Raw genomic sequence first — 25,244 nt, 5'->3', positions numbered from 1 at the left:
TATATCATTCCGAATGATAGTTACCTTTGCTTCATTCGATTCGTGACACACCGCCTCCCCGCGCATGATCCGCCCATCTCAAATACATTGGCGGATGCACCTCATGGAACAGTCACTCAAACATTTGCGCTTCCCCCTGGCGATCTTGGCCGTGGTGGTGATGAGCGCGTGCGGCAAGTCTCCCGAACAAGCGGCCGCCATGCCTCCTGCCAAGGTCAGCGTGGCCAAAGTGTTGGAACAACCGGTCAACGAATGGGACGAGTTCACCGGGCGCCTTGAAGCGCCGGAAACCGTGCAGATTCGTCCGCGAGTGTCCGGGCAGATTGATCAGGTGGCGTTCACCGAAGGCGCGCTGGTGAAGAAAGGCGACCTGCTGTTCCAGATCGACCCTCGCCCGTTCCAGGCCGAAGTGCGCCGCCTCGAAGCCCAGCTAGCGCAGACCAAAGCCGCCGCCACCCGCAGTGAAAATGAAGCGCAACGTGGCGAGCGCCTGCGCCAGAGCAATGCGATCTCCGCCGAACTGGCCGACTCGCGCACCACCGCCGCCCAGGAAGCCCGCGCCGCCATGGCCGGGATACAGGCGCAGTTGGACCTGGCCAAGCTGAACCTGAGCTTCACCCGCGTAACCTCGCCCATCAGTGGCCGCGTCAGCCGTGCCGAAATCACCGCCGGCAACCTGGTCACCGCCGATACCACTGCGCTCACCAGCGTGGTGTCCACCGACAAGGTCTACGCCTACTTCGACGCCGATGAGCGCGTGTTCCTCAAGTACACCGAACTGGCCCGTGAAGGCCGGCGTGGCGCTACCACCCCTGTGTACCTGGGCCTGTCCAACGAAACCGGCAACCCGCACCTGGGCCAGATGAACTTCGTCGACAACCAGGTCAACCCGGCCACCGGCACCATCCGTGGCCGTGCGGTGTTCGATAACAGCAAGGGCGAATACACCCCTGGCCTGTATGCGCGCTTGAAGCTGGTCGGCAGCGGTACCTATTCGGCGGTGTTGATCAACGACGAAGCCGTCGGCACCGACCTGGGCAAGAAATTCGTACTGGTGATGGACGGCGACAAGCCGGCTTATCGCGCGGTGGAACTGGGGCCGAAAATCGAAGGTTTGCGCATCGTGCGCAGTGGCCTGACCAAGGACGACACCGTGATCGTCAAGGGCCTGCAACGTGTGCGCCCAGGCTCGCCGGTCGCGCCGGAAACCATCCCGATGGCCAGCAAGGAAACCCTCGCCGCCTTGGCCCAACAACGACAAGCGCTTGAAGCCAGCAACCTGGAGCAAGTAGCGCCGCAAACCGCAGCGCCCAAGCTCGCAAGCGTCGCGGCTCCACGCGGTTAAGGGATACTTAAGATGAATTTTTCCAAGTTCTTCATTTCACGGCCGATCTTCGCAGCGGTGCTGTCGCTGCTGATCCTGATCGCCGGTGCAATTTCGCTGTTCCAACTGCCGATCAGCGAATACCCGGAAGTGGTGCCGCCGACCGTGGTGGTGCGCGCCAACTTCCCCGGGGCCAACCCCAAAGTCATCGGTGAAACCGTGGCCGCGCCGTTGGAGCAGGCCATCACTGGCGTCGAGAACATGCTGTACATGTCCTCACAGTCCACTGCTGACGGCAAGCTGACCCTGACCATCACCTTCGCCCTGGGCACCGACCTGGACAACGCGCAGGTGCAGGTGCAAAACCGGGTGACGCGCACCCAGCCCAAGCTGCCGGAGGAAGTGACCCGCATCGGTATTACCGTGGACAAAGCCTCCCCCGACCTGACCATGGTGGTGCACTTGACCTCCCCGGATCAGCGCTACGACATGCTGTACCTGTCCAACTACGCGATCCTCAATATCAAGGATGAACTGGCACGCCTGGGCGGCGTCGGTGACGTGCAGTTGTTCGGCATGGGCGACTACTCCCTGCGCGTGTGGCTCGATCCGAACAAAACCGCTTCGCGCAACCTGACGGCGACCGACGTGGTCACAGCGATCCGCGAGCAGAACCGCCAGGTGGCAGCCGGTGCCCTGGGCGCCCAGCCGGCGCCGAGTGACACCAGCTTCCAGTTGTCGGTGAATACCCAGGGCCGCCTGGTCACTGAAGAAGAGTTCGAGAACATCGTGATTCGTGCCGGCGCCAACGGTGAAATCACGCGCCTCAACGACATCGCCAGGGTCGAACTGGGCTCCAGCCAATACGCGCTGCGCTCGCTGATCGATAACCAGCCCGCTGTCGCGATTCCGATTTTCCAGCGCCCCGGCTCCAATGCCATCGACATCTCCAACGATGTGCGCAGCAAGATGGCTGAGCTGAAAAAGAGCTTTCCGGCGGGGATGGATTATCGCATCGCCTATGACCCGACCATCTTTGTACGCGGCTCCATCGAGGCGGTAGTGCATACCCTGTTTGAAGCACTGATCCTTGTGGTGCTGGTGGTGATCCTGTTCCTGCAGACCTGGCGCGCCTCGATCATCCCCTTGGTGGCGGTGCCGGTTTCGTTGATCGGTACGTTTGCGGTGATGCACCTGTTCGGGTTCTCACTCAACGCCCTGTCATTGTTTGGCCTGGTACTGGCCATCGGTATCGTGGTGGACGACGCCATCGTGGTGGTGGAGAACGTCGAGCGCAATATCGAGCTGGGCCTGGAGCCCTTCCCGGCGACCGAAAAAGCCATGAGTGAAGTGACCGGCCCCATCATCGCCACCGCGCTGGTGCTGTGTGCGGTGTTCATTCCGGCCGCCTTTATCAGTGGCTTGACCGGGCAGTTCTACAAGCAGTTCGCCTTGACCATCGCGATCTCAACCGTGATCTCGGCGTTCAACTCCCTGACCCTGTCCCCTGCCCTGGCCGCTGTGTTGCTGCGCGGTCACGACGCGCCGAAGGACCGTTTTTCCAAGTTCCTCGACAAGGTCTTCGGTGGCTGGCTGTTCCGTCCCTTCAACCGCTTTTTCGAAAAGGCCAGCCATGGCTACGTGGGCACCGTGCGCCGAGTGATTCGCGGCAGCGGTATTGCCTTGTTCGTCTACGCAGGTTTGATGGTGCTGACGTTCTTCGGGTTTGCCCACACGCCGACCGGTTTCGTACCGGCCCAGGACAAGCAATACCTGGTGGCCTTCGCCCAATTGCCCGACGCCGCAAGCCTGGACCGCACCGAAAACGTGATGAAGCGCATGTCGGAGATCGCCCTGAAACAACCCGGCGTGGAAGCTGCGATTGCCTTCCCGGGCCTGTCGATCAACGGGTTCACCAACAGCCCGAACAGCGGCATCGTGTTCGTGACCTTGAAGCCCTTCGATGAGCGCAAAGACCCAAGCATGTCTGCCGGTGCGATTGCCGGTGCACTGAACGGCCAATACGCCAATATCGAAGAAGCCTACATGGCGATCTTCCCGCCGCCGCCGGTACAAGGCCTGGGCACCATCGGTGGTTTCCGCCTGCAGATCGAAGACCGTGGCAACCTCGGCTATGACGAGCTGTACAAAGAAGTGCAGAACGTCATCGCCAAGAGCCACGGCGTGCCTGAGCTGTTCGGCCTGTTTACCAGCTACACGGTGAACGTGCCGCAAGTGGACGCGGCCATCGACCGCGAAAAGGCCAAGACCCACGGCGTGGCGATCAGTGACATCTTCGACACCCTGCAGGTCTACCTGGGCTCGTTGTATGCCAACGACTTCAACCGCTTCGGGCGCACCTATCAGGTCAACGTGCAGGCTGAGCAACAGTTCCGCCAGGACGCCGACCAGATCGGCCAGTTGAAAGTGCGCAATAACAGAGGCGAGATGATCCCCCTGGCGACCTTTATCAAGGTCAGCGACACCTCGGGCCCGGATCGCGTGATGCACTACAACGGCTTCATCACCGCAGAAATCAACGGCAACGCCGCGCCGGGCTACAGCTCTGGCCAGGCCCAGGCCGCGATTGAAAAACTGCTCAAAGATGAACTGCCCAACGGCATGACCTACGAGTGGACCGACCTGACCTATCAGCAAATCCTCTCGGGCAATACCGCGCTGTTCGTGTTCCCGCTTTGCGTACTGCTGGCGTTCCTGGTGCTCGCGGCCCAATACGAAAGCTGGAGCCTGCCACTGGCGGTAATCCTGATCGTACCGATGACACTGCTGTCGGCCATCACCGGGGTGATCATCTCGGGCGGCGACAACAACATCTTCACCCAGATCGGCCTGATCGTACTGGTGGGCCTGGCGTGCAAGAACGCGATTCTGATCGTCGAGTTCGCCAAGGATAAACAGCAGGAAGGCCTCGACCCGCTCGCCGCGGTACTGGAAGCCTGCCGCCTGCGTCTGCGGCCGATCCTGATGACCTCGTTCGCATTCATCATGGGTGTGGTGCCACTGGTGCTTTCCAGCGGTGCCGGCGCCGAGATGCGCCATGCCATGGGCGTAGCGGTGTTCTCAGGGATGATCGGTGTGACCTTCTTCGGTCTGTTGCTGACGCCAGTGTTCTACGTACTGATCCGTCGCTATGTCGAGCGCCAAGACGCGCGCAAAGCGGCCAAGGCCTTGAAGCTGGAGACGCAGCAATGAGTGTGAAAATATTCCTGCCGAGCCTGCTGGTGCTGGCGCTCGCCGCCTGTGCCGTAGGCCCGGACTACAAGACCCAGCAACTGGAGGCGGCCAACATCACGGCCGCCGCCGACACCAAGAGCTACGACCACGCCAAATACGAAGGCATCTGGTGGCAGCAGTTCGACGACCCGACCCTCAACCAGTTGGTGACCCAGTCCCTGAGCGGCAACCGTGATTTGCGCGTGGCCTTTGCACGTCTGCGGGCGGCACGGGCCATCCGTGATGATGCGGCCAACGACATCATGCCGGTGGTCACCTCCCGCGCCAGCAGCGATGTGGGCAAGGGCCAGATTCCCGGCCAGACCACCAAGCGTGTCAACAGTGAGCGCTACGACCTGGGCCTGGACATGGCCTGGGAAGTGGATTTGTTCGGGCGTATCCGCCGCAACCTGGAGGCCAGCGACGCCGACCAACAGGTGGCCGAAGCCGACCTGTACCAACTGCAAGTCACCATGATTGCCGAGCTGGTGGATGCCTACGGCCAACTGCGCGGTGCGCAACTGCGTGAACGCATCGCCCTGGACAACCTGAAGAACCAGCAGGAATCGCGCACCATCACCGTCAGCCTGCGCGATGCCGGCGTGGGTGACCAGCTCGACGTCGAGCGCGCCGACGCCCGCCTGGCAGCGGTTGAAGCCAGCGTGCCGCAACTGCAGGCCGAACAAGTGCGCGAGCGCAACCGCATCGCCACCCTCCTCGGCCAGCGCCCCGACAAACTGAGCGTGGACCTGAGCCCCAAAGACCTGCCAGCGATTGCCAAGGCGTTGCCAGTTGGCGACCCGGGGCAACTGCTGCAACGGCGCCCGGACATCCTCAGCGCCGAACGCAAACTGGCCGCCGCCACCGCACGTATCGGCGTGGCCAAGGCCGATCTGTTCCCACGGGTGAGCCTCAGCGGCTTCCTCGGCTTCACCGCCGGCCGCGGTTCGCAGATCGGCTCGGCCGCCGCGAATGCCTGGTCACTGGGCCCGAGCATCACCTGGGCCGCGTTTGACCTAGGCAGCGTGCGCGCGCGTTTGCGCGGTGCGAATGCCGAAGCCGATGGTGCCTTGGCGACCTATGAACAGCAAGTGTTGCTGGCATTGGAAGAGTCCGAGAACGCCTTCAGCGATTACGGCAAGCGCCAGCAACGCCTGGTCTCGCTGATCCGCCAAAGCGAATCCAGCCGCGCCGCCGCCGACCTCGCCGCGATCCGCTACCGCGAAGGCACGGTGGACTTCCTGGTCCTGCTCGACGCCCAACGCGAACGCCTGGCCGCTGAAGACTCCCAGGCCCAGGCTGAAGTGGATCTGTATCGCGGCATTGTGGCGATCTACAAGGCCTTGGGTGGTGGTTGGCAGCCGGATACGGTGGTCGCCAGCAACAAGTGAGGTAAAGAGCTCCTTTGGTTGGTCGCATCCAGCCAATTTTTAGCCCTGCGGTCCATTCGGTCGTGGGGCTTTTTTTGCAGCCGTTGAAGTCAATTTTTATATTTGTAATCCTAATCTGAAAGAAACTTCCCAAATATTTAGATGAGCTAAATATCCCGTGCAGCACGTCGATAGCAGGGTGAACCTTTCATCCATTAAGGAGACGAGCATGGACATGAGAGTGGTAATGCCTGGTGTGCTTTCAAAGCAGACGGATGCTTTTGTAATTAAAAACCCAGAGAGAACGACGAATACGTTTACTGTTACTGAGGAAGCCCAGGCAGCTGAAGAGTTGCGAATATCGAAGCGAGCGCAGCTCACGGATTTAAAAACGTTTCTAAAAAGCTATGATATGACATCCATCAGCACGGATGAACTTAAGAAGGTGGGAAGACGACTATTCGAAAGCAACATTATCGATGAACAAGCATTTCTTATTTTCATCGCTGGTGACGGAGCGTCGGATGCCAACGGCAGACAAACAAACACACATGTTAAGTTTAATGCAATAGCGCTGTTCGACGAAAAACTGCAGGATTATCTTGCCTTCGTGGACAGCAACCCAGACGTAAGGCGCTCACAGGGTATTCCTGAATATATACAAGGCATGGTAGATGCTAATCGAGCGATTAATGCTCTTTTATATTTCGCCCACTCTCCAAAAGACGATTTATCGGTGGAAGAGCATGCCTGACTGGGAAAAAGCAGTGTGCTACAGGTGCCGCGGCACACTGCTTTCCCTGTCACTTAACGCCCGTATCTGACGGTTCCTGAATAGGTTTTTGATACAGCCTCAGGATTATGCACCCTGACTCGATATGTACCGAAAGACCCCAGCCAAGAAACGCGAGGTGACAAAGGATTAGCCGCTACCTTTGTCCAAGCAGAGCCAACTTCGCGCTCAATAGAAATTTGAGGAGCCCGACCCGACCCACCGGTTGAAACCATGGCATCAATGTTCGCACCAGAACAACCGTTGCTACCGGTTATCGAGAATGGGCCATGGGCGGTTATTTCACTATCCGGCTCGACTATTCCGCCAAAGCTTTCGGAAACACTCAAGCACAGTGCAGACGCTTGAGCAGACAGCAACAGTAACGCAGCAAAGGGTAATGCAATTAAACTTCTCATAAGCTCACCATAAAGTATGACTCGAGAACTTAACGCATGAAGGTCACTATCACCCCTTCTCACTCATCAAATGCGATCCCTCACCGTTAAGAGTGCGATCCATCCAAACTGAAACCATTCATGATTTGGTGCCAGTCGCCGGGTAGGATCGTATGTAAACCGTACTCGATTTTTTGCTCCGAATATGCCAGCCACTTCCTAAAAACAATAAGGATCGTTCTGTCATACTTAAGTGAAGGGCGCTGTCAGTTGCTTCCTAGGCCCGCGCTCGGCTTACTTCTCAGGCGTTATTTCATTCAAAATCAAGCTCCGATAATGCCCCGGATTCGATCCCGCCCACTTACGAAACGCCTTATAAAACGAACTCGCATCGGCAAACCCCAACCGCGTGGCAATTTCCGCAAAGCTGATCTGCGGTTCAGCCAGCCACACAATCGCCAGTTCCTTGCGCACGCTGTCCTTGAGGCCCTGATAGGTCTGCCCTTCTTCCGCCAGGCGGCGGCGTAGTGTGGACGCAGAAATACACAACCTGGCGGCAAGCCCCTCGGTTTCCGGCCAGGTGTCGGGGGGCATCTGCCGAAGGTCGTGCTTGATGCGCGTGGCGAGGCTTTCGGGGTCGCGGTATTTGACCAGGATGTTAGCCGGTGCATGGGCCAGGAAACGTTGGAGCTCCTGCGGGCTGCGCTTGATCGGCAGGTCCAGGCAATCAGCGGAAAAGATCATGCGGGTGCGTGGTCGATCAAAGCGCAGGTTGTCAGAAAACATCACCTGATAATCGTCACAGAAGTCCGGCTGCGCGCAACGCAGCTCAATGGCGAGGATCGGAATGCGCCGCCCGGCCAGCCAGCAGGCGACGCCGTGGACGATCATCCAATAGGTGAAGTAGGTAAACGCACGCTTGGGCTCATCAGGTTCAAGCAGGACGATTTCCGCCAGGCTCTGTTGCCGCACCAGCTGGGCCGGCAGGTGCTCCAGCATCAGCGAGAGAAACCCCAAGCCGGTTTCCAGGCCTGCCGCCAGGCTGGGTTGCGCCATGGAGGCGCGACACAGGAACGCCAGGCTGCCGGATTTGAGTTTGCGCGGGTCCATGCCAAAGAATTCATCATCCCTGCGCCGCGCCAGCAAACGCCACAGGCGTGCATAGGCGGTGGCCGCCACGCGAGCGTCGGGCTGCTCAAGCAACGCCGGGTCAATCCCGACTTTACTCAATACCTCAACGGTGGCCGCTCCCGGCGCGCAACTCTGCAACAGCGCTTCGCGCACGAGGTGGATGGAGATGGTGTCTTTTTCCGACATGGGGCGTTGAGCTGTCCGGCTGCGGTGTGGTTGGCCTGCATCATAAGGGCGGTTGCGCTTCGCCACCACTGTTCAGCCCACGTTCAGCAAAGGTCAATATTTCTTGTTTAGCAATGAGTATCATTATGTTACAACTTAGCTCCCTAACTAGTTGCGCCCGGGTGCCCGATGCTCGTTCCTTTTTTAATCATGCTGCGCGAAGGCATTGAAGCGGCATTAATCGTTGGCATTATCGCCAGTTACCTGCAACAGACCGGGCGTGGCCAGTGGATGCCCGCGGTGTAGATCGGCGTATTCCTTGCGGCGGCGCTCGCGCTGCTGGTGGGCGGGGGCCTGGAGTTGGTGAGTGCGGAATTCCCGCAAAAGCAGCAGGAATTGTTTGAAGGTGTCGTCGGGCTGGTGGCCGTGGGCATCCTCAGTTCCATGGTGTTCTGGATGCGCAAAGTGGCGCGCTCGATTAAACACTCGCTGCATGAATCCCTCGACCATGCGTTGGCCGGCTCCAGGCATCAGGTGTTCGCCCTGATCGCCATGGTGTTTTTCGCCGTGGCCCGCGAAGGGCTGGAAACGGTGTTCTTCCTGTTGGCCGTGTTTCAGCAGAGTGAAGGCCCAGGCGCTCCGGTAGGCGCCCTGCTCGGCCTGATCTTGGCCATCGTCGTGGGTTTCCTGATTTATTCCGGCAGCATGCGCCTGAACCTCGGCGCGTTTTTCCGCTGGACCGGCCTGTTCATCCTGGTGGTCGCGGCCGGCATTCTCGCCAACTCGGTGCAAGCCCTGCATGAAGCCGGCGTGTGGAATCACTGGCAGACCGTGCTGTTCGACTTCAGCACCGCGTTGCCCATGGACAGCCCACTCGGTTCGGTACTGGCCGGCATGTTCGGTTACCAGGAGGCGCCGACCATCAGCACCCTGGGCGCCTATCTGATTTACCTGGTGGTGGCCCTGGTGATGTTCTTCCTGCCCTCGGCCCCGCCCCAGCCTGTTGCCAACACTTCTTCCGTTTCCAGCCAGTAAGGACCGTCTCTTGCCCAACCCAACCCCTCAATCGGCCCCGCCGTCCCGCGCCTTGCGCTGGGGCGTGGCCGGCTCGGTGGTGGTGATGATCGCCGCCGGTGGCCTGTTCTACTACGCCTCGCAATTGGCCGCCGGCAAACGCCAGGCCAACCACAATGAAATCGCGGTGACCATCCACGGCCACGCCTGCGAACCCAACGCCCTGACGGTACCCGCCGGGCATGCCAGCTTTCGCATCATCAACCGCTCCGACCGCGCAGTGGAGTGGGAAATCCTCGACGGCGTGCTGGTGGTCGAAGAGCGGGAAAACATTGCCCCGGGCCTTAGCCAGGTGATCAACGCCAACCTGCTGCCCGGCGACTACGCCATTACCTGTGGCCTGCTGAGCAACCCGCGCGGCACCTTGCATGTCACGCCCACGGCAGAGTCTGACGCCCAGGCCAAGGCCAAGCCGTCGATGGTGGCGTTTATCGGCCCACTGTCGGAGTTTCGCGTGTACCTGAGCGGCCAAGGCGGTGCGCTGGTCAAGGCCGTGACGGCCCTGCAACAGGCCATCGCCGCCGGTGACCTGGCCCAGGCCCAAGCGCTGTATGTACCGGCCCGCGAGGCGTATCAGCGCCTGGCGCCGGCGTCCCAGCGCCTGGCCGAATTGGATAACGCGATCAACGCCCGCGCCGATTACTTTGAAAAGCGCGAGCAAGACCCCGCCTTCAGCGGCTTCCACCGCCTCGAATACGGCCTGTTCCAACAACACAGCCTCGATGACCTGGCGCCGGTCGCCCAACGCCTGGTTACCGACGTCACCACGCTCAAGCAACAGTTACTGGCTCAGTCCCTGCCACCGGAGCAACTGGTAAGCATTGTGGTACGCAACCTCAACAGCCTGGCGGACGTGCGTGCGGCGAGCGGTGAAGAAGAACGCTACAGCCACATCGACTTGAACGGCTTTGCCGCCAACCTGCAGGTCGCGCACAAAGTGGTCGACCTGATGCGCCCGTTGCTGGGCAAGTCCGCCGCCGACCTGTTGCCCACTATCGACAGCGCGCTCAGCGCCTTAGACACCGAACTCGACGGGCTCAAGGTGAATGACCGCTACCCAACCTACGACAAGGTTACAGCCGATCAGCGCAAGCAGATCGCCGACAAGGCCAAGGCACTGGCCGTTGCACTCGATGGAATCGACCCCGCCCTTGGCCTTTCCGGCCTGCAGTGAAGACGACCGCATACATGAGTGATACAGAACAGTTTGACCTCCAACGTCGCCGCGTCCTGTTGGGCATGGCGGCCACCGGCGTTGCGATTGCCGGCAGCAGCCTGAGCTGCCCGGCGATGGCGGCAGCGGCTGAGCAAGTCACCACCGCACCGCGCAGTGACAAGACCCAGGACCACCAGGCGTTTTTCGGCAAGCACCAAAGCGGCATCGTCACCCCGCGCCCGGCCTGCGGCATGGTCGTGGCGTTCGATGTACTGGCCAGCGACCGCGAAGACCTGGAACGTCTGTTCCGCACCCTCAACGAGCGCATCGCGTTCCTGATGACCGGCGGCACCGTGCCCCAGGTCGACCCGAAATTACCGCCTACCGATTCCGGCATCCTTGGCCCGGTGGTCACACCCGATAACCTGACCATCACCGTGTCGGTCGGCGAGTCATTGTTCGACGAACGCTTCGGGCTTGCCGCGGCCAAACCCAAGCGCCTGAGCCGCATGGTCGGTTTCCCCAACGACGCGCTGGAACCGGCGCAGTGCCACGGCGACATGAGCCTGCAGTTCAGCTCCAACACGCCGGACACCAATATCCACGCCCTGCGCGACATCGTCAAAAACCTGCCCGACCTGCTGCTGGTGCGCTGGAAGCAAGAAGGCAGCGTACCGCCCCAGGCACCGGCCAAGCCCGGCGAGCCGGCGCAGAGTGCGCGCAATTTCCTGGGCTTTCGCGATGGCTCGGCCAACCCCAATTCCAATGATGACAAGGCCATGGACCAGATCGTCTGGGTACAGCCTACCAGCGACGAACCGGCCTGGGCCGCCCATGGCAGTTACCAGGCCGTGCGCATCATCCGTAACTTTGTCGAGCGCTGGGATCGCACCCCGCTGCAAGAACAGGAAAGCATCATCGGCCGTGTCAAACCCACGGGCGCGCCCATGGACGGCCAGCATGAAACCCAGGTCCCGGACTACAGCAAGGACCCAGAAGGCAAGTTGACCAAGCTCGATGCCCACATCCGCCTGGCCAACCCGCGCACCCCGCAGACCCAGGCCAACTTGATCCTGCGGCGGCCGTTCAACTACTCCAACGGCGTCAACAAAAACGGTCAACTGGACATGGGCTTGTTGTTCATCTGCTACCAGGCTGACCTGGAGAAAGGCTTTATCAGCGTGCAAACCCGGCTCAACGGCGAGCCGCTGGAGGAGTACCTCAAGCCCGTGGGTGGCGGGTATTTCTTCACGTTGCCAGGGGTCACCGGCCCTAAGGATTTCATTGGGCGCACGCTGCTCGCGGCAACGCAATCTCAAACTCCTGCCAAGACCTAAAACACACCAGAGCGGAATGTCTCCCATGAAGAAGTCGTCTATCGCGTTGTTGTTACTCAGCCTTTCGCCACTGGCAAGCTTCGCCGCTACTGCGCCGTTGGACCTGGTGGGCCCGGTGTCGGATTACAAGATCTACGTCACCGAAGAAATCGGCGAACTGGTCACCCAGACCCAGGCGTTCACCGACGCCATCAATAAAGGCGACCTGGCCACGGCCAAGAAACTCTATGCGCCGACCCGTGTGCACTATGAGTCCATTGAGCCAATCGCCGAGCTGTTCAGCGACCTCGACGCGTCCATTGATTCGCGTGTGGACGATCATGAAAAAGGCGTGACGGCCGAAGACTTCACGGGCTTTCACCGCATTGAATACGCGCTGTTCTCGCAGAACTCGACCCAGGGCCTGCAAGCGCTGACCGCCAAGCTCAACGCGGATGTGAATGACCTCAAGACCCGCGTCGATGGCCTGACTTTCCCGCCGGAGAAAGTCGTGGGTGGTGCCGCTGCGTTGCTGGAAGAAGTCGCGGCCACCAAGATCTCCGGTGAAGAAGACCGCTACAGCCATACCGACCTGTATGACTTCCAGGGCAACATCGACGGTGCGAAAAAAATCGTCGACCTGTTCCGTGGCCAGATCGGGCAGCAAGACCAAGCCTTCCTGGCCAAGGTCGACAAAAACTTTGCCAGCGTCGACAAGATCCTCGCCAAGTACAAAACCAAGGATGGCGGCTTCCAGACCTATGACAAGGTCAAGGACAACGACCGCAAGGCCTTGGTCGGCCCGGTCAATACCCTGGCCGAAGACCTCTCAACCCTGCGCGGCAAGCTGGGTTTGAACTAACTGCTGCGCACAAAAAACACCCAGTCCCTGTCGAAGGGCCTGGGTGTTTTTTTGCCGGCACGTTGCTCAGTTAGAGAATGCGATACAGCAAGCGCTCGATCCGCACCCGGCTGACACGCCGCAGGAATTTGCCGACGGCGGGCGGGTAATCCACCAGCGTCTGCAATTGCTGGTAACCCTCGATACGCGTGGTGTGCTGGAAAATATTCGCAAGCTCGGCGCTTCGCGGCTCCAGCCATTGGCCTTGAGGGTCGTCGATCAGCAAGCCGTTTTCCAGGTCGAGGCGAAACGCCCGTGGGTTGAGGTTGTTGCCGGTGAGCAAGGTGTAGCGCTCGTCCACCCACATGCCCTTTAGGTGATAGGTGTTATCGCCGTCGCGCCATAAGTGCAGGTTCAACTGGCCGCTGTTGATCATCGGCTGGTGCCGCTTGGCAAAGCGTCGCAGGCTGATCTCGTACAGGTACGGCAACGCCGCAATTACCTTGAAAGGCTCGGTGGGCGGAATGTAGAAGTCGTTGGCGGTCTTGTCGCCCACCACGATGTCGATCTTCACGCCACGTGCCAGGGCGCGGTTGATCTCACGGGTCACCGGCAATGGCAGGTTGAAATACGGCGTGCAAATAGTCAGTTGTTGCTGGGCGCTGGCGATCAGCTCAAGGATCACCCGGCTCAACGGGTTGTTCTTGCCAACGCCCAGCAAGGGGCTGACCGACAGATGGCCGTTGGGCAATTGCCCGGCCGTGGTGTCGTAGGTCGCATGCTTGAGACGGCTGCGCAGGTCGCCGATGTCGTTGCGCAGGCTGCGGGTGGTGGGCGGGTTCGGCAGGTCCAGGCGATGCACAGCCTTGGACGCGACCAGGCCGTGTTCCACCAGGTGCTGCATCGAATCGGCCAAGGGTTGGCTATGGATCAGGTGGTAGCGGTCGAAGCGGTATTTGTCGAACTTGTGCAGGTACACATTGTTCAAGCTGGCGCCGCTGTACAGCACGCTGTCATCAATCACGAAACCCTTGAGGTGCAACACGCCGAACAGCTCGCGGGTTTGCACCGGCACGCCATACACCGGCACTTCGGTGGCGTGGCGCTGGGTCATCGCCTGGTACCAGGCGCTGTTGCCCGGTTGCTTGCCCGCGCCGATCAACCCGCGCTGGGCGCGCAGCCAATCCACCATCACCACGATCTCCAGCTCAGGCCGTGCGGCCTTGGCGGCGTGTAGCGCGTCGTAGATTTCCTGCCCCGCCTCGTCCTGCTGCAAGTACAAGGCAACGATGTAGATACGCCGCGTGGCCTGGGCGATTTTCTCCAGCAGGCAGCGACGATAGGCGTCGGCGCTGGGCAGCACCTCAATGGCCTCGTTGGACAACGGAAAACCGCGCAGCTTGGGCAACAGGGAGCGTTTGAAGAACGACGGCATAGGGCTCGCAATGGGTCGAATCCGAAGAGGCCCAAAGCTTACACCATGAGGCTGCCCAGGTCTCGCGGCGGGTAATTTAAAAAACCCTGTTGACCATGAAGAACGATCGTTCTACTGTGCTCGACATGAACGATATAACCCAGAATGAAACCCGCGACATCATCCTCGACGTCACCGAGAAGTTGATCTATCGCCACGGCATCGCTGCCACCGGCATGGACTTACTGGTGAAAACCGCCGGTGTGTCGAGGAAAAGTATCTATCGCTACTTCGCCAACAAAGATGAGTTGGTGGTGGCCGCCCTGCAACGCCGCGACGAGCGCTGGATGCAGTGGCTGCGCAGCGAAGTGGAACGCAGCGACGACAGCGGCGAGCGCCTGCTGGGGCTGTTCAGCGCGCTAAAGCGCTGGTTCGGCTCGGCGGACTTTCGCGGCTGCGCCTTTATCAATACCAGTGGCGAAACCGGCGACGCCCAAGACCCGGTGCGCCTGTTGGCCAAGGCCCATAAACGCAAACTGTTCGAGTACGCACTTGAACTGTGCCAAGCACATGGCACCCCCGACCCGGAGCAGCAGGCCGCGCAACTGCTGATCCTGATCGATGGCGCCATTACCGTTGCCCTGGTCATGGGTGATTCAACAGCTGCCGATAATGCGCAATGCATGGCGCGAACCTTACTGCAACTGTGAACCCACAGCCCCAGGCAACTTTCGACCCAACCTTTATTGCTTTAAGGAGTCGCCCATGTCAGCCCAAGAAGAAGTCCGCCCGCCCCTGCCGCCGTTTACCCGCACGTCTGCCATCGAAAAAGTTCGCCTGGCCGAAGATGGCTGGAACTCCCGCGACCCGCAGCGCGTGTCCCTGGCTTATACCCTGGATACGAACTGGCGTAACCGCGCCGAATTTGCCCATAACCGCGAAGAAGCCAAGCAGTTCCTGACCCGCAAATGGGCCAAGGAGCTGGATTATCGATTGATCAAGGAATTGTGGGCTTTTACCGATAACCGTATTGCCGTGCGCTACGCCTATGAATGGCACGATGATTCGGGTAACTGGTACCGCTCGTACGGCAATGAAAACTGGGAATTCGACGAGAACGGCTTGATGGCCAACCGCTTTGCCTGCATCAACGATATGCCGATCAAGGAGAGCGAGCGCAAGTTCCATTGGCCGCTGGGCCGGCGGCCGGATGAGCATCCGGGTCTGTCAGAGCTGGGGCTATAACCCCGATTCTGTAGGCAGCGTGAGATCCAATGTGGGAGCTGGCTTGCCTGCGAAAGCGGTGGTGCAGTAACAGATTCAGCGCCTGACACACCGCCTTCGCAGCATAGGTATCTACACATCTTTGGTGTGACGCTGGACCTGTGGCGAGGGAGCTTGCTCCCGTGACGGCCAGCCAGCCGACATCTATCTACCTGACACCCCACCATCCAACTGTGGGAGCTGGCTTGCCTGCGAAGACGGCCTAGCACTCAACACAGTTGGACCGGGTATATATCCGTTATTTAGGTAACGGCCACCTAGGGTTCCGCCCTGACGTGAACTGCCCCCCGAAAGTTGGACAGGGGACGCTATTGATTTAATGCCTGAGTCCGAAATTGTACCGGGCTCAAGCCATTTAGTCTGAGGCTTATGCGGTCTTGGTTGTAGTAGGCGATGTAATCCTCTATGCCTGATGCCAACTGCTCCACACTCTCAAATGACTCCAAATAGAAAAACTCGCTCTTGAGCGTGCCGAAAAAACTCTCCATGGCGGCATTGTCCAAGCAATTACCCTTGCGCGACATGCTCTGCTCGATGCTCTTTTCGGCCAGCATGTGTCGGTAGATAGGCTGCCTGTACTGCCAACCCTGGTCGGAGTGCAGTATCGGTTTGTCACCTTGATTCAGTCGCCCGAAGGCTTTTTCCAGCATCGTCGAAACCATCCTGAATTCGGGACGTCGGTTGATCTGGTAAGCCAGGATCTCGCCGTTGTACAAATCCATGAGAGGCGAGAGAAACAGCTTTTGCCCCTTCACCTTGAACTCCGTCACGTCGGTTGCCCATTTCTCGTTAGGGGCTTCTGCCTTGAATTCGCGCTTTAGTAGATCAGGCGCAACAAGCCCTTCAGCACCTCGGTAAGAGCGATATTTCTTCACTTTGACCAGCGACTTGAGGCCTATCACCTGCATCAGTCGATACACCTTTTTGTGATTGATCAACTCACCACTGTTTCCAAGGGTCGCGGCGATGCGGCGGTAGCCGTAACGCCCCTTATGCCCGTGATAGACGCTGCGGATGCGATCTTTAAGGCCGGCATGCTTGTCGGTTAGCAGTGTTTTGCTTTGGTAATAGAAGGTGCTGCGTGCCAGTGCCGCAGCACGTAGCAACAGAGCAAGTGGATGCTCATGCCTCAATCCTTGGACGGCCTGCGTTTTTTTGGCTGCGCAGTACGGGGATCCGCTTGGATTAAGGCATCGAGCTTTTTTAGATAGGCATTCTCCGCGCGCAGATAAGCCAGTTCTGCGAGCATTTGTGCAGGGGTCAGTTCTGCGTCCGCAGGAAGAGCAGGACTTGCTTTGGGTTGCCTGGAAGGTTTGCGGGGCATACTGGACTCTTTAAGACGCTGCGGTTGTAGTGCTTCTACACCGCCTTCATCGTACAGCTTTCGCCACTGCCTGATACTACTTGGACCACGGATATCAAACCGTATACAGGCCTGTTGGTCCGACAGTCCATCTTGTTTGATGCACTGCAAAACCTTTAATTTAAACTCGGCATCGTAATGGCTGTACTTGGCGATCAAGCCAGAGGCGCCGTGCTTTTCAAAACCCTTGACCCAGCGTCGCAGGAGCGATGGACTCAAGTCATGCTTAAGGGCCACCTCATGGATGCTACTGGCAGACAGGCACTCTTCAATCAATGATTGCTTGAGCGCTAGGTTGTATTTCGTCATGGAACACTCTCCCGAGGGGGCAGGTGTCCAACATTCGGGGGTCAGTTCAACGGCGGGTCACTTTGGAAAAGAGCCCCAAAGTAACCAAAGGGCTCTTGCCCCACCACTCGGCACCTCGCTTAGGCTCGGTGTGCCCGTAATCCGCCAGTGATTTGGGGGGCCGCCGCCACGCGCCATCCATGGCGCGGGGCGGCTAAACCGGCATCCCTGCCGGTTTACCCCCCAAATCCCTGTCGAATTCCGGCCAGCGTGGTTTAACGGGGCGCTTGAGATCAAGATCAAGAGCGACTCGCTTCGCATCGTGGTTACCGTCTGCTGTTACAACCCAAAAAGTTGTGTAGATACCTATGCCTTCGCAGGCCAACTCCCATATTTGGATCGCGGGGCATCAATTAGATCAGCGTCTGCTGTCAGCGCCCTCCCACACGTTTAGTCCTGATTCAGCCCCACTCGATACAACACACCGTCATCCTCATCCGTCAGCACATACAGAAACCCATCCGGCCCCTGCCGCACGTCGCGGATCCGCGCTTTCAATTCGCCCAACAAGCGTTCCTCGTGGACCACCTTGTCGCCCTCGAACTGCAAGCGAATCAGCTCCTGACTCACCAGTGCACCGATAAACAGGTTGTGCTGCCAGACCTTGAACCGGTCGCCGTCGTAGAACGCCATGCCACTGATGCCCGGCGACTTCTCCCACACATGATGGGGTGCCACTGTGCCCTCTGCCGTTTTGCCCTTGGCTTCGGGAATTGGCAGCAGGGAATAGTTGATGCCATGGGTCGCCAACGGCCAACCGTAGTTCTTGCCGCGCTCGATGATATTGACTTCATCACCGCCACGGGGCCCGTGTTCATTTTCCCAGATCGTGCCGCTCCACGGGTTCAGAGCCAGCCCTTGCGGGTTACGCTGCCCGTAGGACCAGATCTCGGGACGCACGCCGGGTTGACCGACAAAAGGGTTGTCATCCGGTACGCGCCCATCCGGGTAGATGCGCACCACTTTGCCTTGCAACTTGTCCAGGTCCTGGGCCGTGGGGCGGTCGTTGTTTTCACCCAGGGTCACGAACAGGTAGCCGTCCCGGTCAAAGGCCAGGCGCGAGCCGAAGTGGTTGCCGGTAGACAGCTTGGGCTCCTGGCGCAGAATCACCTTGAAGTCCTCCAAGCCGCTCAGGTCAGTTGCCAAGCGCCCACGCCCTACGGCAGTGCCAGCCTTACCACCCTCGCCACCGCCTTCAGCGTACGACAGGTACACCAGGCGGTCCTGCTTGAAGTCTGGCGACAGCACCACATCCAGCAACCCGCCCTGCCCTTTGGCCCATACCTGCGGCACGCCCTTCAAGGGTGCAGACAGCTTGCCGTCGGGGCTGACGAAGCGCAGGTTTCCAGGCCGTTCAGTCACCAGGAAACCTTGCTGGTCGGGCAAAAACGCCAGCGCCCACGGATGGTCCAGACCCTTGGCGACCGGCGTGGCGGTGATGCTGCCTTGCTCAGTGGGGAACTGTTGGCTATCGGCGGCATACACCGCGCTCAACGGCAGTAACGCGGTGGCGCACAGGGCGGCTAGCAGGGTTTTACGTACAAACATAAGGCGAAATCCTCAGCGGCGATTGCCGTTGGCATCATAGGTGGGCGCTTTGGGTGCGGTGGCCGGGCGGCTGGGGGCCGCCTCCTGCTTGGGGTAGCGGTTGCCGATGCCGCCGTTTTCCAGCGTCGGCCGCGGGTTGGCCGGGACAGGCTGAATACTGCGAACCGCCGGTGCATTGGGCTGGGTGCCCTGCATGCTATTGGGGTTGGCCCGGTGAATCGGGCCGTGGTCGCTGCTGCGGCCCGGCAGGTTTTGCGCCTGGGCCAACGGCGCAAGGGCCAGGCCCAGCGCCAGTGCTGCAAGATGACGTACACAAGGGTTCATGGCCAAACCTCTCTATGCCAGGTACTACGTGCTTTCGATAACACGCTACGCCGTGGGTTCGGGTTGTGACACTAAATAGTTTCTCATCAGGTGTAACACGATCTGTCCGAGCATCTATCCGCCGAAACTTTTGCCCTGCGCTGCGAGTCACCAGCACACAGGCTCTTCGTTGAGGAATCACACCTATGCCACGGGCAATCTGGAAAGGCGCCATCAGTTTTGGCTTGGTTCACATCCCGGTATCGCTGGTCTCGGCGACCTCGTCACAAGGCGTCGACTTTGACTGGCTGGACAAGCGCAGCATGGACCCGGTGGGCTACAAGCGCATCAACAAAACCACCGGCAAGGAAGTCACCAAGGAAAACATCGTCAAGGGCGTGGCCTTTGAAAAAGGGCGCTATGTGGTGCTCAGCGAAGACGAAATTCGCTCGGCCCACCCCAAGTCCACCCAGACCATCGAAATCATCGCCTTCGTCGCCAGCGACCAGATCCCCCTGCAAAACATCGACACGCCCTACTTCCTCGCCCCGGATAAACGCGGCGGCAAGGTCTACGCACTGCTGCGCGAAGCGCTGAAAAAAACCGGCAAGGTCGCCCTGGCCAATGTGGTGCTGCACACCAAGCAACACCTGGCTGCGTTGATGCCGCTGGAGTCGGCCCTGGTGCTGGTCATGCTGCGCTGGCCCACCGAAGTGCGCAGCCTGGACGAATTGGAACTGGGCAGCGATGTGACAAAACCGACCTTGGCCAAAGGAGAGTTGGACATGGCAAAGCGCCTGGTGGAAGACATGAGCGCCGATTGGCAGCCCGATGAATACCGTGACAGCTTCCAGGACAAGATCCGGGCGCTGGTGGCGAAGAAGGCCAAGGCCGGCAAGATAGAAGATGTGGAAACGGCCGAAGGCGGCGAAGAGCGCAAGTCCGCGGATGTCATCGACCTGACCGAACTGCTCAAACGCAGCCTGGCGGGTAAACCTGCGGCGAAAAAAGCCGCCGCAAAAAAGTCCAATAACAAGGCCTCTTGAGCCTGCCATTGACGGGAGAACGACATGGCAAAGCCCCTGAGCGAGTACAACCGCAAGCGCGATTTCAAGATCACCGCCGAACCCGCCGGCAGCTCACCCAGCAAACGTAAAGCCTCGGCCTTAAGCTTTGTGATCCAAAAACATGATGCACGCAACCTGCATTACGACTTTCGCCTGGAACTTGATGGCGTGCTGTTGAGCTGGGCGGTGCCCAAGGGCCCGAGCCTGGACCCGAGTCAGAAGCGCCTGGCCGTGCATGTTGAAGACCACCCGCTGAGCTATGGCAGTTTCGAGGGCAGCATTCCCGCCGGCCAATACGGTGCGGGGGATGTGATCGTGTGGGACCGAGGCATCTGGCAACCCCACGATGACCCGCACAAGGCCTATGCGGCGGGCAAACTTAAATTCACCCTGGTGGGTGAGAAGCTCTCCGGTGACTGGGCCCTGGTACGAACCCGGCTCAAGGGCAGCGGCGACAAGGAGCAGTGGCTGTTGATCAAGGAAAACGATCAGCAAGCGCGCCCGGCGGCTGAATTCGATATTGTCGAGGCCGAACCCGCCAGCGTGCTCAGCGATGCGGTGGTGGGTAAGCCAAAAGCCAAGGCCAAGGCCAAACCCAAAGCCGCGCCAAAAGCCAAAGCGCCCAAGCGTACCGCTGCCCTGCCGGATGAGTTCGCCCCTCAATTGGCAACCTTGGTCGACCGGGCCCCCGAAGGTGACTGGCGCTACGAGATCAAGTTCGACGGCTACCGCATCATGGCGCGCATTCGCGACGGCGAAGTACGGCTGTTCACCCGCAACGGCCACGACTGGACCGAGCGCCTGCCGCGTCAGTGCAAAGCCTTGCAAGCCCTCAAGCTCAAGGACAGTTGGCTGGATGGCGAAGTGGTCAGCCTCAATGGCGACGGGTTGCCGGATTTCCAGGCGCTGCAAAACGCATTCGATATCGGCCGCAGCCTGGACATCGTCTATTACCTGTTCGACGCACCGTTTTTGAACGGTCGCGACCAACGTGAAGACCCTGTCGAAGAGCGTCGCGCTGCGCTCAAATCCGCACTGTCCGGCAGCCGAAGCAAACTGCTGCGCTTCTCCGAAGCCTTTGCCGCCAGCCAGCGCGATATTTTCGAGAGCGCCTGTGACCTGGCCCTGGAAGGTGTGATCGGCAAACGTGCCGGCAGCCCTTATGTGTCGCGACGCAGTGACAACTGGATCAAGCTCAAATGCCGCCTGCGTCAGGAATTCGTGATCGTCGGCTACACCCGCCCCCAAGGCTCGCGCAGCGGCTTTGGTGCGCTGCTGCTGGCGGTCAACGATGACACCGGCCTGGTCTATGCCGGGCGCGTAGGCACGGGCTTTGATCAGGCGGCGCTGAAAAGTATCTATGCCAAGCTCACCGCGCTTGAACGCAAGGACTCGCCACTGCAAAAGCCGTTGACCAGTGCCCAGGCCCGTGGCGTGCACTGGGTTGAGCCGAGCCTGGTAGGCGAAGTGCAATTTGCCGAATGGACCCGTGAAGGCGTGGTGCGCCAGGCCGCGTTTGTGGGCCTGCGTACCGACAAGCCAGCCTCGCAGATCATTCACGAACAGCCGCGAGCGGCCAAGTCCGTCAAGGCGCCCGAGGCATCGAAAGCCGGTAAAGCCCAGGCAACGGTGAAGAACGTGAAAATCACTCACCCCGAGCGCATTATCGACAAGCACAGCGGCACGCAGAAACAGCAACTGGCGCAGTTCTACACCGATATCAGTGAATGGATACTGCCCTTCCTGCGTGGACGTGCGGTGTCACTGGTGCGGGCGCCGGAAGGTATTGAAGGTGAGCAGTTCTTCCAGAAGCACTCAGAGCGCATGGCAATCCCCCACATCAAGCAGTTGGACCCGGCGCTGGACCCAGGCCATGCGCGCCTGATGGAAATAGACAGCGTGGATGCATTGGTCGGCGCCGTGCAAATGGGCACGGTCGAGTTTCACACCTGGGGTGCCACCGCAGACAAGATTGAAACGCCTGACCTGTTTGTTCTCGATCTCGACCCGGACCCGGCCCTGCCCTGGAAAGCCATGTTGGAAGCGGCCCAACTGACCCTGTCGGTACTCGATGAGCTGGGCTTGCAAGCCTTCGTTAAAACCAGCGGCGGCAAGGGCCTGCATTTGATCGTGCCGTTGGCCCGGCGCGATGGCTGGGACACCGTCAAGGCATTCGCCAAAGCCATTGCCCAATTCATGACCCGCCAACTGCCCGAACGCTTTACCGCCACCAGTGGCCCCAAGAACCGCGTGGGCAAGATCTTTATCGATTACCTGCGCAACGCCCGTGGCGCCAGTACCGTGGCGGCGTATTCGGTGCGGGCACGCCCGGGCCTGCCAGTGTCGGTGCCGGTGAGTCGAGAGGAGTTGAAAGGGTTGCGTGGCGCCCAGCAGTGGACAGTGGCGAACCTGCACCAGCGGTTGCAGGCGTTGAAGGACGACCCGTGGGCGGGGTATGCCAATCGGCAGAAGATCAGCAAAAAGATGTGGGACAAGCTGGGCGCGGAGCCACCCGGGTGATCCGCGCCCTGAGCCAGGTCAGATAAGAATGAAGATCAGTGCCAGCCCGGCAAAGATCGCCCACTTTTCCAGGTAGTAGCGCGTGCGATTGCGCTTTTTAAGCTCTTTGCCACGCAGGCGAATCTTGTACAGGCGGGTGAAGGCACGGTTGAGGCCGCCGGTCTTGTCGCCCTCGTCATTGGGCGAACCCGCGGCCGCCATCACATTGCGGCTGAACCAACGGTTGAACGCCGCCGCCCAGCGGTACTTCATCGGCCGTTCGATGTCGCAGAACAGAATGATGCGGTTCTGTTGGGTGGTGTTTTCCGCGTAGTGAATGTAAGTCTCGTCAAACATCACCGGCTCACCGTCGCGCCAGTAATAGTTTTCACCATCCACGTTGATATAGCAGCCTGGATCATTAGGCGTATCCAGCCCCAGGTGATAACGGTAGGAGCCTGCATACGGGTCACGGTGACGCACCAGCTTGGAGCCCGGTGGCAGCTCGGCGAACATCGCGGCCTTGATCGAGCCGATGCTCTGTACCAGTTCGGTGGTGCGGGGGCACAGCTTCATCGCCGACGGGTGGCTGTCGCCGTACCACTTGAGATAGAAGCGCTTCCAGCCGGTCTTGAAAAACGAGTTAAAGCCTACGTCGTTGTATTGCTCCGAGCGCTTGATCTCCCCCGCCCGCATCAGGTTCTGGCCTTCTTCGCGGATCTCTTCCCAGTGCTCCTGCAATGGGCTCAGGTCCGGAAAGTCGCTGGGCGAGAGAAAGGGACGGCTGGGCTGCTTGGAGAACAGGTACAGGAAACAGTTGATCGGCGCCAGGAACGTCGAGTGATCGCTAAGCTGGCGACCCAGCTTGTGTCGCACCCGACCGCGCAGGTGTACATACGCAATGGAAGCAACGTAGAGAGCAACAATGATGAGTTTCAAGGGATTCGTCACACGTCAGGGAGAGAACAGGCTGCTCCTGCGGGCTCACAACGGCCGAGGATGGATAAGCAGCACCTGAAATCACAGTTCACATACAGGCAACACGGCCGGCGGGCTAACCGCCTGCGTGCAACCATTGGCAGTTATTTAGCCACACTTTGTAACCAAAGGTTAACTAAGAATTGTGAAAAGCTGTCTACCGAGTGTGCTGGGGGTATGAGCAGGCAGGCCCTTGGGCCTGCCTGTTTGAGGGCGTTTGAAGGGTTACAGCGGCGCGTCTTTACCCTCGCGGCGATCACCTAATGCCGTATAGGGAACGGCCTGAGTGCGGCTGCGGACGAAGTAGCGGATCAGCGCAATCATCAGGCCCAGCAACAGGCCGCCGACGAGGCTCAACGCAATGACCAGCGGTTTTTTCGGCTTGATCGGTGACAGAGGCTCCTGGGCTCGACGGTCAATCGTCACCAGCTTGAGATTGCTCATATCGATGTTCAAACCACGCAACCTGGCGACCTCAGCGCGAAGCGGCTCGACGTCCTGCAAGAAGATGTCTTCATTGCCACGCTTGCGCAGCACCTCAACCTCGCGGTTGCTTTCCAGCAGTTGCAGCTCTTTGCCGATCTCGGCAATGCGCGGGTTGGTAAAGTCATCGCTGGTACGCTGTTGCAGTGCAGCGCGCTCAGCTTCCAACGCCTCGGTCCCCATGAAATACAGCGGGATCTTCTGATTGTTCACCTCGGTACGCATGACCTGGCTCGAACCCGTGCGGGTGGAGTCAGCCATGGAGGACGGCGTCGTCGGTGTGCGAATGCCCATGGACTTGGCAATGCTGATCGCTTCGGCCAACTCGGCCAGGCGGTTGGTGCGTTCCATCTTCATCTGCAAGCGCAAAGCGCTGAGCTCATCCTGCAGTTGGGCACGCTTGAGCCGGTCAGCTTCCAGGAGCTTGGCGATTTTCGACTCTTTATCGGTATCGTAGTTGGCGCGGGCGGCGTCGATCTTGCCCTTGAGCTCGCTCAAACGGTTATTGACGATCACCTTAAGGTCAGCACCGACCTGCTGACGCTCGGCGGCAATGGCGTAGTCCACAAAACCATTGAGAATCGCGACACCATCGACGTCGGTCGGGTATTGCAACTCCAGACGGATATAGCTGCTCAACGAATCGGATTTCTTCGGATCGGGCAAAATCAGATTAACGGAATTGCGGTTGAACGCCTCAAAGCTCTGCTCAAGGGTTTGCCCCGGTTTCTTGAACGCCTTGAACAACTCCTCATGGTCCTTGAAGAACCCCAGGCGCGCATCATAAGAGTCCAGCTGTGCACCTACTTTGAGCAGCGCATCGGCAGGCGGCAACTTATACACTTCCGAACGGTTCAAGGCGTCTAGCTCGTTGATTGCAGCAGGCCGTAACACACTGCTGACTTCATACGTCTTGGGTGCCAGGAAGGCATAACCTGCGCCTAATACCCCAGCCAGAAGCGTACACCCGACCACCAGCTTTTTTTGTCGCCAGATGGCGTGAAACAATTCAAACAAATCAATTTCATCAGACGCAGCGGAAGGCGGAAGCGGGGAAGTACGATTCAAAATAAGAACACCTTAAAATAATACTAAAAGGCCATCATTCTCAGAAGTCTGAATGACTTCAAAAATCAGGGACAACGCCCTGGATACGGCAGACCAATGGCGATGTGA

General features: G+C 59.4%; 18 protein-coding genes and 1 pseudogene. 12 read left to right on the top strand and 7 right to left on the bottom strand.

The window, feature by feature from the left end; genetic code table 11:
• Positions 1 to 103 precede the first annotated feature (103 nt).
• The 4 genes from mexE to V8689_RS13795 all read left to right on the top strand — a co-directional run bounded on the left by mexE (position 104) and on the right by V8689_RS13795 (position 6,682).
• Complete coding sequence (mexE, locus tag V8689_RS13810; protein WP_056785726.1) at positions 104 to 1,345, top strand: multidrug efflux RND transporter periplasmic adaptor subunit MexE; 1,242 nt, start codon at positions 104 to 106, stop codon at positions 1,343 to 1,345.
• A gap of 12 nt (positions 1,346 to 1,357) precedes the next feature.
• Positions 1,358 to 4,537 (top strand): efflux RND transporter permease subunit, encoded by a 3,180-nt coding sequence (locus V8689_RS13805; RefSeq protein ID WP_434520725.1) that lies wholly within the window; start codon positions 1,358 to 1,360, stop codon positions 4,535 to 4,537.
• Complete coding sequence (locus tag V8689_RS13800) at positions 4,534 to 5,949, top strand: efflux transporter outer membrane subunit (protein ID WP_056785674.1); 1,416 nt, start codon at positions 4,534 to 4,536, stop codon at positions 5,947 to 5,949. The genes V8689_RS13805 and V8689_RS13800 overlap by 4 nt, the downstream gene beginning before the upstream one ends.
• Positions 5,950 to 6,157: 208 nt before the next feature.
• On the top strand, positions 6,158 to 6,682 hold the full coding sequence (locus tag V8689_RS13795; protein ID WP_056785677.1) for a hypothetical protein: 525 nt from the start codon (positions 6,158 to 6,160) through the stop codon (positions 6,680 to 6,682).
• A gap of 710 nt (positions 6,683 to 7,392) precedes the next feature.
• Here V8689_RS13795 and V8689_RS13790 read toward each other — a convergent pair.
• A complete protein-coding gene (locus V8689_RS13790) occupies positions 7,393 to 8,415 on the bottom strand; it encodes an AraC family transcriptional regulator (RefSeq protein ID WP_056785702.1) in 1,023 nt (340 codons plus the stop codon).
• A gap of 168 nt (positions 8,416 to 8,583) precedes the next feature.
• Between V8689_RS13790 and efeU the strand changes: the two are divergent.
• The 4 genes and pseudogenes from efeU (at position 8,584) to efeO (V8689_RS13770) (ending at position 12,802) form a co-directional block, all read left to right on the top strand.
• Positions 8,584 to 9,429: pseudogene (gene efeU / locus V8689_RS13785) on the top strand (iron uptake transporter permease EfeU).
• Positions 9,430 to 9,439: 10 nt separating this feature from the next.
• Positions 9,440 to 10,642, top strand: a complete 1,203-nt coding sequence (gene efeO, locus V8689_RS13780) for an iron uptake system protein EfeO (RefSeq protein WP_056785707.1) — start codon at positions 9,440 to 9,442, stop codon at positions 10,640 to 10,642.
• A 14-nt stretch (positions 10,643 to 10,656) separates the two neighbouring features.
• Positions 10,657 to 11,961, top strand: a complete 1,305-nt coding sequence (efeB, locus tag V8689_RS13775; protein ID WP_150072935.1) for an iron uptake transporter deferrochelatase/peroxidase subunit — start codon at positions 10,657 to 10,659, stop codon at positions 11,959 to 11,961.
• A 25-nt stretch (positions 11,962 to 11,986) separates the two neighbouring features.
• A complete protein-coding gene (gene efeO / locus V8689_RS13770) occupies positions 11,987 to 12,802 on the top strand; it encodes an iron uptake system protein EfeO (protein WP_034135556.1) in 816 nt (271 codons plus the stop codon).
• Between the two features lie 70 nt (positions 12,803 to 12,872).
• Here the strand turns inward: efeO (V8689_RS13770) and pssA are convergent, their stop codons facing one another.
• Positions 12,873 to 14,216 (bottom strand): CDP-diacylglycerol--serine O-phosphatidyltransferase, encoded by a 1,344-nt coding sequence (gene pssA / locus V8689_RS13765; protein ID WP_056785710.1) that lies wholly within the window; start codon positions 14,214 to 14,216, stop codon positions 12,873 to 12,875.
• 125 nt (positions 14,217 to 14,341) lie between these two features.
• Between pssA and V8689_RS13760 the strand changes: the two genes are divergently transcribed.
• Entirely contained in the window at positions 14,342 to 14,905 is a 564-nt protein-coding gene (locus V8689_RS13760; RefSeq protein ID WP_032891997.1) for a TetR/AcrR family transcriptional regulator, read from the top strand.
• Positions 14,906 to 14,960: 55 nt separating this feature from the next.
• Positions 14,961 to 15,440, top strand: a complete 480-nt coding sequence (locus tag V8689_RS13755; RefSeq protein WP_047710787.1) for a DUF1348 family protein — start codon at positions 14,961 to 14,963, stop codon at positions 15,438 to 15,440.
• Positions 15,441 to 15,787: 347 nt separating this feature from the next.
• Here V8689_RS13755 and V8689_RS13750 read toward each other — a convergent pair.
• From V8689_RS13750 to V8689_RS13740, 3 genes are all read right to left on the bottom strand, one after another.
• A protein-coding gene (locus V8689_RS13750; protein WP_155717239.1) for an IS3 family transposase occupies positions 15,788 to 17,151 on the bottom strand; the annotation gives its coding sequence in 2 pieces (ribosomal slippage) (positions 15,788 to 16,686 and positions 16,686 to 17,151; 1,365 coding nt in all).
• 429 nt (positions 17,152 to 17,580) lie between these two features.
• Positions 17,581 to 18,738 carry a PQQ-dependent sugar dehydrogenase gene (locus V8689_RS13745; protein WP_056784932.1) on the bottom strand — a complete coding sequence of 386 codons (1,158 nt, stop codon included), beginning with the start codon at positions 18,736 to 18,738 and terminating at the stop codon, positions 17,581 to 17,583.
• Positions 18,739 to 18,750: 12 nt separating this feature from the next.
• The gene (locus V8689_RS13740; protein ID WP_032892000.1) at positions 18,751 to 19,062 is read right to left on the bottom strand and encodes a hypothetical protein; all 312 of its coding nucleotides are present in this window, start codon (positions 19,060 to 19,062) and stop codon (positions 18,751 to 18,753) included.
• Between the two features lie 185 nt (positions 19,063 to 19,247).
• Here V8689_RS13740 and V8689_RS13735 point away from each other — a divergent pair, with 185 nt between their 5' ends.
• Both V8689_RS13735 and ligD read left to right on the top strand, forming a co-directional pair.
• On the top strand, positions 19,248 to 20,087 hold the full coding sequence (locus V8689_RS13735; RefSeq protein ID WP_056784928.1) for a Ku protein: 840 nt from the start codon (positions 19,248 to 19,250) through the stop codon (positions 20,085 to 20,087).
• A 24-nt stretch (positions 20,088 to 20,111) separates the two neighbouring features.
• Positions 20,112 to 22,628, top strand: a complete 2,517-nt coding sequence (ligD, locus tag V8689_RS13730) for a DNA ligase D (RefSeq protein WP_060765989.1) — start codon at positions 20,112 to 20,114, stop codon at positions 22,626 to 22,628.
• An 18-nt stretch (positions 22,629 to 22,646) separates the two neighbouring features.
• On the opposite strand, the gene lpxO is transcribed toward ligD, so the two are convergent.
• Both lpxO and V8689_RS13720 read right to left on the bottom strand, forming a co-directional pair.
• The gene (lpxO, locus tag V8689_RS13725) at positions 22,647 to 23,546 is read right to left on the bottom strand and encodes a lipid A hydroxylase LpxO (RefSeq protein ID WP_044273650.1); all 900 of its coding nucleotides are present in this window, start codon (positions 23,544 to 23,546) and stop codon (positions 22,647 to 22,649) included.
• Between the two features lie 264 nt (positions 23,547 to 23,810).
• The gene (locus V8689_RS13720; protein WP_056784923.1) at positions 23,811 to 25,136 is read right to left on the bottom strand and encodes a Wzz/FepE/Etk N-terminal domain-containing protein; all 1,326 of its coding nucleotides are present in this window, start codon (positions 25,134 to 25,136) and stop codon (positions 23,811 to 23,813) included.
• Positions 25,137 to 25,244: the final 108 nt, after the last annotated feature.

Origin of the sequence: Pseudomonas sp. AK181 (assembly GCF_051122975.1) — a bacterium.
GTDB lineage: Bacteria > Pseudomonadota > Gammaproteobacteria > Pseudomonadales > Pseudomonadaceae > Aquipseudomonas > Aquipseudomonas lactis.
Note: the sequence above shows the minus strand (reverse complement) of the source record. Positions and strands in the feature narration are given on the sequence as shown.

Bases quoted from the DNA above. Each gene is read 5' to 3' on its own strand.
- V8689_RS13755 (WP_047710787.1), top strand. From the start codon at position 14,961: ATGTCAGCCCAAGAAGAAGTCCGCCCGCCCCTGCCGCCGTTTACCCGC.
- V8689_RS13805 (WP_434520725.1), top strand. From the start codon at position 1,358: ATGAATTTTTCCAAGTTCTTCATTTCACGGCCGATCTTCGCAGCGGTG.
- V8689_RS13795 (WP_056785677.1), top strand. From the start codon at position 6,158: ATGGACATGAGAGTGGTAATGCCTGGTGTGCTTTCAAAGCAGACGGAT.
- V8689_RS13800 (WP_056785674.1), top strand. From the start codon at position 4,534: ATGAGTGTGAAAATATTCCTGCCGAGCCTGCTGGTGCTGGCGCTCGCC.
- pssA (WP_056785710.1), bottom strand. From the start codon at position 14,216: ATGCCGTCGTTCTTCAAACGCTCCCTGTTGCCCAAGCTGCGCGGTTTT.
- V8689_RS13745 (WP_056784932.1), bottom strand. From the start codon at position 18,738: ATGTTTGTACGTAAAACCCTGCTAGCCGCCCTGTGCGCCACCGCGTTA.
- mexE (WP_056785726.1), top strand. From the start codon at position 104: ATGGAACAGTCACTCAAACATTTGCGCTTCCCCCTGGCGATCTTGGCC.
- ligD (WP_060765989.1), top strand. From the start codon at position 20,112: ATGGCAAAGCCCCTGAGCGAGTACAACCGCAAGCGCGATTTCAAGATC.
- V8689_RS13790 (WP_056785702.1), bottom strand. From the start codon at position 8,415: ATGTCGGAAAAAGACACCATCTCCATCCACCTCGTGCGCGAAGCGCTG.
- V8689_RS13735 (WP_056784928.1), top strand. From the start codon at position 19,248: ATGCCACGGGCAATCTGGAAAGGCGCCATCAGTTTTGGCTTGGTTCAC.
- efeO (WP_034135556.1), top strand. From the start codon at position 11,987: ATGAAGAAGTCGTCTATCGCGTTGTTGTTACTCAGCCTTTCGCCACTG.
- V8689_RS13760 (WP_032891997.1), top strand. From the start codon at position 14,342: ATGAACGATATAACCCAGAATGAAACCCGCGACATCATCCTCGACGTC.
- V8689_RS13740 (WP_032892000.1), bottom strand. From the start codon at position 19,062: ATGAACCCTTGTGTACGTCATCTTGCAGCACTGGCGCTGGGCCTGGCC.
- efeB (WP_150072935.1), top strand. From the start codon at position 10,657: ATGAGTGATACAGAACAGTTTGACCTCCAACGTCGCCGCGTCCTGTTG.